1 protein-coding gene and 1 pseudogene are annotated in these 8,744 nt (G+C 67.5%); one reads left to right on the top strand and one right to left on the bottom strand.

All coding sequences use genetic code 11. From position 1 onward, the window contains the following. Positions 1–2,600, top strand: a pseudogene (locus tag A2J02_RS28205) (hypothetical protein); the annotation flags it as partial. A 114-nt stretch (positions 2,601–2,714) separates the two neighbouring features. Here A2J02_RS28205 and A2J02_RS28200 read toward each other — a convergent pair. Continuing rightward, complete coding sequence (locus A2J02_RS28200) at positions 2,715–8,678, bottom strand: helicase-related protein (RefSeq protein WP_231911430.1); 5,964 nt, start codon at positions 8,676–8,678, stop codon at positions 2,715–2,717. Positions 8,679–8,744 lie beyond the last annotated feature (66 nt).

Here is an 8,744-nt window from a genome sequence, read left to right as displayed (position 1 = left end):
TAGATCTCGCGGTGTTCCGCGCCGCCCACGATGTCGACCCCGCCGACCGTCGACCCACCGGGCCCGAGCAGTACGCGGCCGCGTCGGCGATCGTGCAGCGTCGCCTCGACACCCGCGCGGAGTCGGTCATCGGCACCACCAACGACGCCGTGAAGCGGTGGCGTCCGTTCGTCGACGAACTCGACACCCACATCGCCCGCGATCCGTACTTCCCGATCCTCGCCGACCGACTCTCCGCCGCTGCCCGCGCGGGAATCGACGTCCACACCCTCGTCCGCGACTCCCTCGCCACGTCGCCGCTGCCCGACGAGCTGCCCGCTGCCGCGCTGTGGTGGCGATTATCCGGTGAACTGTCCGCCGCTGCCCTCGACACAGACGCCGCGGACACCGCAGCGCTCGCGCCGTCGTGGGCACCGATGCTGACCGAACTGCTCGGCGAGCGCGCCGCCACCCGCGTGATGTCCGACCCGGCGTGGCCCTCACTCGTGGCGACCGTCGACGCCGCCGACCCCACCTTGTGGACGCCGGGGGAGTTGCTGGGGACTGCGTACGAGTTCCTGCACGGGGGCGTCGACCCGGTCGATCACGGTGTCACCCTGCCCGCCCACGAACTCGCCACCGCGCTGACGTGGCGGGCCGAGATGCTGGTGCGCGAGAACCACCTTGCCCGCACCTACACCCCACTGCCCGTCGAACCACTCTCGATCGAGGACGAAGAAGCCCTCGCACCGCTCGACGAGACGATCGGCGTCACGACCGGCGACGTTCTGCCGGCCGAGTTCGCCGACCCCGACTACCTCCCGGCACCGGCCAATACGCAGACAGTTTCAGCAGCGGTCGATGCGGACGCGCCGTCGATCCCGCTGGGCAGTGATGCCGAGTACCTCGCCTCCCTCGACGCACTCGACGCGCCGCTGGAGTACGACGACGCCCCGCCGCCCGAGTACGACGGTCACAGCGACGATGTCACCGCCGACGATCCGGACGTCGATACCGACGTCGATCCGTACGCGGCGATGCTCGAACACGCACGCGTGTTGGCACTGCCGTACCCGACGGTCACCGCCGACGAACGAGTCCGACTGCTCACCCGCGATCTCGCGGCGGCGAAGGCCGACCACCGCGCGCTGCGCACAGCAATTGCCGACGGCACCAGTCCGACGGTGTTGCACCTGCGCACGGCACTGACCGAGATGCAGGAACACGCGGACCGGCAACGCCCCACCCGGATCGCGATGCTCGACACCCGCCAGGACTGGATGGACACCGAATTCGAGGCCGAAGCGCTCTGGCACCGGATCGACACCGTCATCCGGCCCGCGGTCGCCGCCGACGTCGCAGCCGCCGAGGACGACGACGCCCGTCTGCTCGCTCAGCGTGGTCTCGACTGGGAGATCTGGCGCGCCGGATTCGCCGACGACACCGCGACCGCCGCACGCGTTCGCGCACACGAAGCCGCCGCCGAGTACGAGCGCGTCACCGCCGCCGACGGAGGAGAAGTCACCACAGCCGACGTCATCACAGCCCGCGGAACAGCCGAAAGCATCGACCTCGCCGCACTCGCAGAACTTCAGCAGGAAGTGGACGGCCTCGACGGCATGTTGCTGCGGGCCGAGCACGCAGCGAGGCGTATCGCGGTGACCTCGACACACGCGCAGACCACCGTCGAGGTCCTCGACGCACCAGAAGTCGAGACAGCGGACCACCTCGAGCAGGAAACGCTTGCTCCGATAGAGCTGGTAGTGGAGGACGCAGCCGAGCCTGCCGCCGATCCGCAACCTGTGCTCTCGCCGGCAGACGCCGCCTTGCTCGCGAGGATGGAACAGGACCCGATCAGGCTCGTCCCGGACGCGGAGTTGATCGCGTTCGTCGACCGCGCCGGACGATCGCGCACCGCACCGACCGTCGTCGCGGACACCGAGAAGCTGTACGCCCGCCTCACCGAGCAAGCTGCAGCGATCGCCGCCGCCCGAGAACTCGACGCCGAACTGCGCCGGATCGGGGCAGAACACGAGGCGGCGCGCACCGAACACGCTGCACTCACCGATCGACTGTCGACCGCCAAACGGCGCGACCGCAAGACCCTCGAACCTGGCGCCGATGACGCCCGACTACGGGAAGAGCGCCTCGCACGCCAGGTCCGCGACACCGAGCGGGCGGCCAGCGATGCAGCCGGACGTGTGCGGGCCGAGACCAGCGAATGGCCCGCGATCGTGCAGCGCGCGAGCAACCCCGACCGCCGCGCCGCCGACCTTGCAGCCGCCGCCGTATTCGACACCGCCATCACCGAGCGTGACCGCCGTCTGCGGGCGGTGTCCTTGGCCGGTGAGCGTCACGCCGCCGAACAGCGCATCCGTGCTTCCTCAGCGACAGCCCGAACGGTGGAGGCTCCTGCGATCGACGGAGTCACTGACACGCCGAACCGTCGAACCGCCGATGCTCAGCCCGCCGACCCTGCCGCGCAGAAGAACATCGCGCGGCTACTCGCAGACGCACCCGGACCCGGACGTCCCCGCAGCGGCAAACAGACGCCGCGTCCGCAGCAGCTGCCCGACGTTGTCGTCACCGAACGCCAGCTCGATAACGACCACGGCCTGTAACGAGCTGCCCGGGCGGTCCGGTCGGAATGGGATCGGTGAGGCAATAGCCCGGGCCGTCCACGATCCGTCAGGAAATGTTGACGGACCGTGGATGCGAGCGCTGCGGTTCGTCGACTAGCTGTCGAGGCCGTACCCGTTGTCAGGTTCGTGACCCGGTTCCGGCCCTTCGTGCTCATTGCCCTTCCACGGCTTGGCGGGCCCCGGACCGTCTTCTACTGCGCGGAGGAAGTGTCCGGGCCGAGTCGATGTGTCGCCCGGTTGCAGATGTTCGCTTCCTCCTGCGGTCTGCGCGCTCGCATGTTGAGCAGCAACGGATTTGGCGTGCATCATGGCCCGCACTTCGTCCGCACTTTCCATGCCGAGTTCTTCGACGAGGGCTTTGGTGGGATTGAGCATCAGCGACCACTTCGGGTCGCGGCCCTTCGCTGCCGCGCGTTCCGCGCGGGCGGCGTCGCGCGCGAGCGCTTCTGGGCTGGTCTCGGCTTCCTTGATCTCCCGCCGCAGCCGCGTCACTTCGTTCGAGAGGTCCTTGAGCTGTACCGCTTTCGGGAAGTCCGAGAGCTCGACCAGTTCGAGGTCATCGAGGCGTTGTTCGTCTCGATCGAGTGAGCGTTCGGCCTTCGCGAGGTCGGTGTCGACGGTGTACGCCATGTTCTCCATCCGCGTGAGCAGACCGAGTGAATGTTGGCTGCGATCGCCGTCCCCGATCCTCGGATACAGATCGTGGGCTTCGATGACCTTCGTCGACGACCCGAGACCGGAGAACGACAGATACAGCGCACTGTCCTGGGCCGGGCGAGAGGCCTCGATCGGGAATCCGCTCATCTCCGCGACCACCATCGTCTTGGTCAACCCTTCGCCCTTGAGGGCCTGGTAGGTGCCCTGCAACGCTATGGCCATCGCATTCGCGGCGTCGCTGCGCTTGTCGTAGAACACCCCGCGGATGGTCATACCGGGCCACTGGTCGACCTCGCGCCGGCCTTTGAGCACCGGTGCTGCTTCTTTCAATCCGGCGACCCGCTGGCGTGCGCGGGGTACTTCACGGCGCAACCGATCGCGGTCGCGTTCGATGGAGCGTTGCTCGGCGAAATGCGAATCCGCTTCGGACTGGAGCTCCTGAAGCTGGGAGTCCAGCTCGATCTGCTGGATATATCGATCGTCACCGGTGGCCAGGGCCTTGGTCATCGCCGAGTTCTCGGCGAGCGAATCGCTGTCGAGGTCGACCACCCGCCGCATCGACCGGTCCGCTTTCTTGAGCTGTTCGATGAAGTGCGCCTTGCGGTGCACGGTCTGCCACATGACGGTGTCGAAGGTCTTCTCGGCGACGTAGTTGAACACCTTCACGTGCGCGTTCTGGTTGCCCTGCCTGATGATTCGGCCCTCGCGTTGTTCGAGGTCGGCCGGTCGCCACGGCACGTCGACGTGATGCAAGGCGATTGCGCGGTCCTGGATGTTGGTGCCGGTGCCCATCTTCTCGGTGGACCCGAACACCACCGATACCTTTCCGGTGCGGCACATCTCGAACAGGCGGGCCTTCTCCGACGGCTTCGGGTAGTCGTGGACGTAGGCGATCCGGGCGGGCTCCATCCCGCCGGCGAGCAGCTCGGCGCGGATCCCGTCGTAGATCGACCAGGACCCGTCGGCTTTCGGGGTGGATCGGTCGCAGAACACGATCTGCAACGCACCCGGTGTCGGGTGCGGTTCGCCGGAGGCATCGAGGTAGTTGTTCTCGCTCGATTCGTTGTGCACGTTCAGGATTCGTTGCGCGACGATGTGCGCGCGCGAATGCTCCTGCGGTGCCGGGTCCATGTGCGCGACCCTCGGGTCGAGGGTGGCGTTGCGGCCGTCGTTGGCGACCTTGAGCGCATTGTCGAGATCGGGGCGTTTGACGTCGGCGTTATCGGCCCGGTAGCCCAGATCGGCGATGAAGTCCTGCACTTCCAGGGCCGGGGTGAAGGTGACGTCGGTGTTGCGTCCACCGTCCTTGACCGGAAGGTTCGCCGGCACCTGATCGCGGGTGACGGCGTCGGTGTAGACGCTGGTCATACCGATGAGATCGCCGACGTTGGTGAATTCACCGACTCGGGTGATGGCCCGCAGTCTCGATCCGGACGAGTTCAGCTCGACCCGTTCGACGGTGTCGGTGAACGTCGCTCCCCAGTCGTTGATCGAGGCGACCCCGGCGTCCTCAAGGAGATCCGGACGCAGGTAGTGCTGCATCACCCACAGCTCGGCGAGAGAGTTCGCGACCGGGGTGCCGGTGGCGAACGTGGCCACGCGTTCGACGTACTCCTCCGGCGGGATGCCTTTGGTGATCGCTTCCTCGCGGCGCATCGACCGCAGATACTTCAGCTTGAGGTCCATGTCGGTGGCCCGGTGCGAGCCGTCGTTGGCGAGCTCGGTGACCCCGGACGCGCGGGCGAGGTTCTTGAACTCGTGGGCTTCGTCGACGAACAGGTAGTCGCAGCCCGACGCCTCGAACGTCAGACCGCGATCCTTGCCGGCCTGTTCGAGAGCTGTCTCGAGTTTTTCCTCGAGCTTGGCCTTCATCGCTTCGAGCCGTTTCTTGGTCTGGCGGCCCTCGACATCGCCCAAATCCGCGTCGATGGCCTGGACCTGGCTGCGGATGTACTCGGCTTTCGTGCCGGGGTCGACCCCGATGGAGGAGAACGCCGACCGCGGCACGATGACCATGTCCCAGTCCTGCGAGGCCGACTGTGCGACGAGCAATCGGCGCCCTTCGGCGTCGGTGGCCGCCGATCCGGAGAGGATCCGTGCGCCGGGATACCACTGACCCGCTTCGCGGACGACCTGGTCGATGATGTGGTTGGGCACCACCACCCACGGCTTGTCCGCCAACCCGAGGCGCTTGAGCTCCATCGCGCCCATCAAGATGGTGCCGGTCTTGCCGGCCCCGACGACGTGATCGAGCAGAACCGTCGGCTCGGAGACGATCCGGGCCGCGGCGTCGCGTTGATACGGGTACGGCGAGTATTTCTCACCCAGGCCCGGGAAGGCCATGTGCGCGCCCGAATGCACAGGTGCGACAAGCGAATTGAACTTGTCGTTGTAGATGTCGAGGAGCTGCTCGCGGCGGACCTCGTCGGAGTGCAACGCCCACTGCCCGAACTCCTGTGCCAGGCGTCGCGCCTTCGACTGGGCGGCGCGGGTCGCGGCATCGTGAATGCCCGGTGCCCCGGCGCTCTCGCGGAACTCCTTGGAGGTGGCGATCTCGATCGGGTCGCTGTTGAGCAGGTCGGTGAGCAGTTCCTGCCACTCGTAGTCACCGGATCGCATTCCGGCGTTGCCGATCCCGCGGTCCTCGGCCGGGCGGTGCTCGAAGTTGTACTTCGTCGACCACGCCCCACGTTTGGGGACCAGTGCCCATTTGAGATTCTGCGTCCCCGAGTCCGCATAGTGCCCGACCGTGACCGACCATCGTCCCGATGCTCGCTCGATGGTCACCGGAACATCGCCCGGCACCTCGAAGGTCTCGCGCACGAACTGGACGTAGGTCGGGGTCGGCACCCACGTAGCACCGAGGGCGACGTCGGGGTCGGTCTTACGCGGAGGAATGACGGCGGTCAGGGCGTCGACGTTGGCTTGGTAGCGGGGATCGAGCGCGGCGATCTCTTCGGCGTCGGCGAGCTTGGTGCGGACATTGCCCGACAAATAGTTCGAGGCCGATACCCAGCGGGTCGGATCGGTCAACGTACGGAAAGCGCGTCCCTCCATCTGGGTCTCGGCCTGCTCGACCGTGGTCCCGAGCAGCTCGGCGATCCGCCCGACGTCCAGACGCGCTTGCTCGTCGAGGCTGATGGCCATCGCCTCGTCGACCGTCTCGGCGTGGCTGCGCAGCTCACGCGAATGCAGGACGTCGGTGTGGAAGATCGCCGCCTTGCGGGCCGTCATGGTCTCCTCGTCGAAATGCTCGAGGGAGAGCACCGCAGCGAACGTCGGATCGGTGCGCAGGGCCTTGCCGAGGTGGCTCTGCAGCTTGGTGGGCTGGCGGGGGGTGATCCACGCATCGTCGGAGAGGCGGTCGTAGACATCTTCGGGAACCTCTCCGGCGTACGGGTCGCCGGCAACGCCTTCGTCCTTGCGCCAGGTGTCGATCAGCTTCGCCAGAGCGGCGTCGTGCTGGGCTTCGGTGAGGTCCTTGGGTATCGACATCTTGAACCGGTTGATCGGGCCGTAGCGGGCAACGTAGGCGTCGTACTGCTCGCTCAGGATCTCCCGCAAGGCTTGCCGCTGACTGGGGTCGGTGGGGCCGCGTTGCGCGTCGATGAGGGCATGGGTGGTGTCGCGGAGCGCGAGCAGCTCGCCCCATTCGGCGACCTGCTTGGCTCCGCGAGTGTTCACCGGCTCCCAGTCGCGTGAGTTCCAGCGTTCGATGGTCTCCATCTGCGCGTCGTGCCGCAGCGTTCCCACCGCGAGCTCGTCCTGCGCCGGGCCGTTCCCGATCGCCAGCAGTCCGCGCTCGAAGTCCTCCCGGGTGGGCCCGAGGGTGTCGCGCCACGATGCGGTGAGCCCGAGCCCGTCGGTCTTCGCGGCATCGACGATCGCGGTGAGTCGATCCTCGATCAGGGCCGCGAGGTCGACGTCGCTGTCGGGGGCGTCGACGGACAGGGTCTCGTTGCCGTACATCCCGTGTCCGACCCGCAGCTCACCGAGCACCCATTCCGGGTGATCGGTGTAGACGGCATTGATCGGTACACCCTTGTCCTCGCCGGCATCGCCCCGGGCGGTGGCGTTCTCGAGCTGCAAGAACCGCTCGGTCAACGGCGCAGGCTTGGCCCCGTCGGCGCGGCGACGCAACACGAGAATGTCGGTGACGACCTCCGTCCCGGCGACGCGCCGGAATGCGTTGGACGGCAACCGGACTGCCCCGACGAGGTCGCCGAGGGCGGCGATGTCGCGGCGGGCCCGCTGGTTCTGGGCGTCGAGGGTGTAGCGGGAGGTTAGGACGGTGACGTACCCGCCGGGTGCGGTCATCGCCAACGATTTGACGATGAAGTGGTTGTGGATCGAGTGCTTGGCCTGGTTGTGGACCGGGTCGTAGAGCCGGTAGTCCCCGAACGGGACGTTGCCGATCGCCGCGGTGAACGAGCTCGCCGGTGCGGTGGTCTTCTCGAATCCTTCGGCGCGGATCTGCGCCGACGGATTCAACGCGGCGGCGATCGCGGCAGTGGTGGCGTCGAGCTCGACCCCGACCATCTGCGCCGAGCTGGGGGCGTGAGCGATGAATGTGCCCGACCCGCAACCCGGTTCGAGAACGCGGCCGCCGGTGAACCCGGCCCGCATCGTTGCCTTCCACATCGCCGCGGCGATCGCCGGGTCGGTGTAGTGAGCGTTGAGGATGGTCCGCTGCGCCTGCGCCCAGGCGGTGTCGTCCAGCAACGACCGGATCTGCTCGCGTTCGGCCGCCCAATCGTCGCGGCGCGGGTCGAACACCTGCGGAGTCGCACCCCAACTCGACCACCGGGCCAGCACCGCCTGCTCGTCGGCGGTGGCGTACCGATCCTGCGCGGTCACAGCCGCCAGTACCCGTAGGGCTTCGATGTTCGCTGCCACACGGGCTTTCGCTCCGGACGGCACCAGTATCTCGGTGCCGGGCCGGAAGTCGACAGGCTCGACATTCCACAGTCGCTCGGCGACGGTCTGTGTGTCGACCACCATCCCTTCGGTGGTGTCAGGGACTGCGATCGCCGGGGAGGCGGGGACAGTCTCGGATACCGGTTCGGTCGTCTCCGGCATCGGTTGGGCTGTGGTGGAGTCGGTCTCGACGCTGGGCGGGGGAGTGCTCTGCGTGGGGAGGAGTTGGTCGACGCGGCGGCCGTCGACGGCGATCAGGTGCCGACTCTGGTTGCCGTAGCTCACCGCTGCAGCGTGATCGTCGGGCCCGAGGGTCTTCTGATTCTCTTCCGGAATCAGCGACACATCGCCCGCGCGCCGCAGCTCCATCAGCGCGTCGGTGACCTGGTCGGCGGTCAGCGTCCCGTCGAGGTCGGCGCGGATCCGCGCCAACCGCACATACGCTTCGTCTTCACGCGAGAGCCGGCCGTAGGCATCACGCACCAGCTCCGTCGCCGACGGCGTCGGTGCCGAAACGTCGACGGCGACGTCTGGGGCGACCTCCGGTGC

Origin of the sequence: Rhodococcus sp. EPR-147 (assembly GCF_001647185.1) — a bacterium.
In the GTDB taxonomy this organism is placed as follows: Bacteria; Actinomycetota; Actinomycetes; order Mycobacteriales; family Mycobacteriaceae; genus Rhodococcoides.
This window is presented reverse-complemented; position numbering and strand designations above follow the sequence as displayed.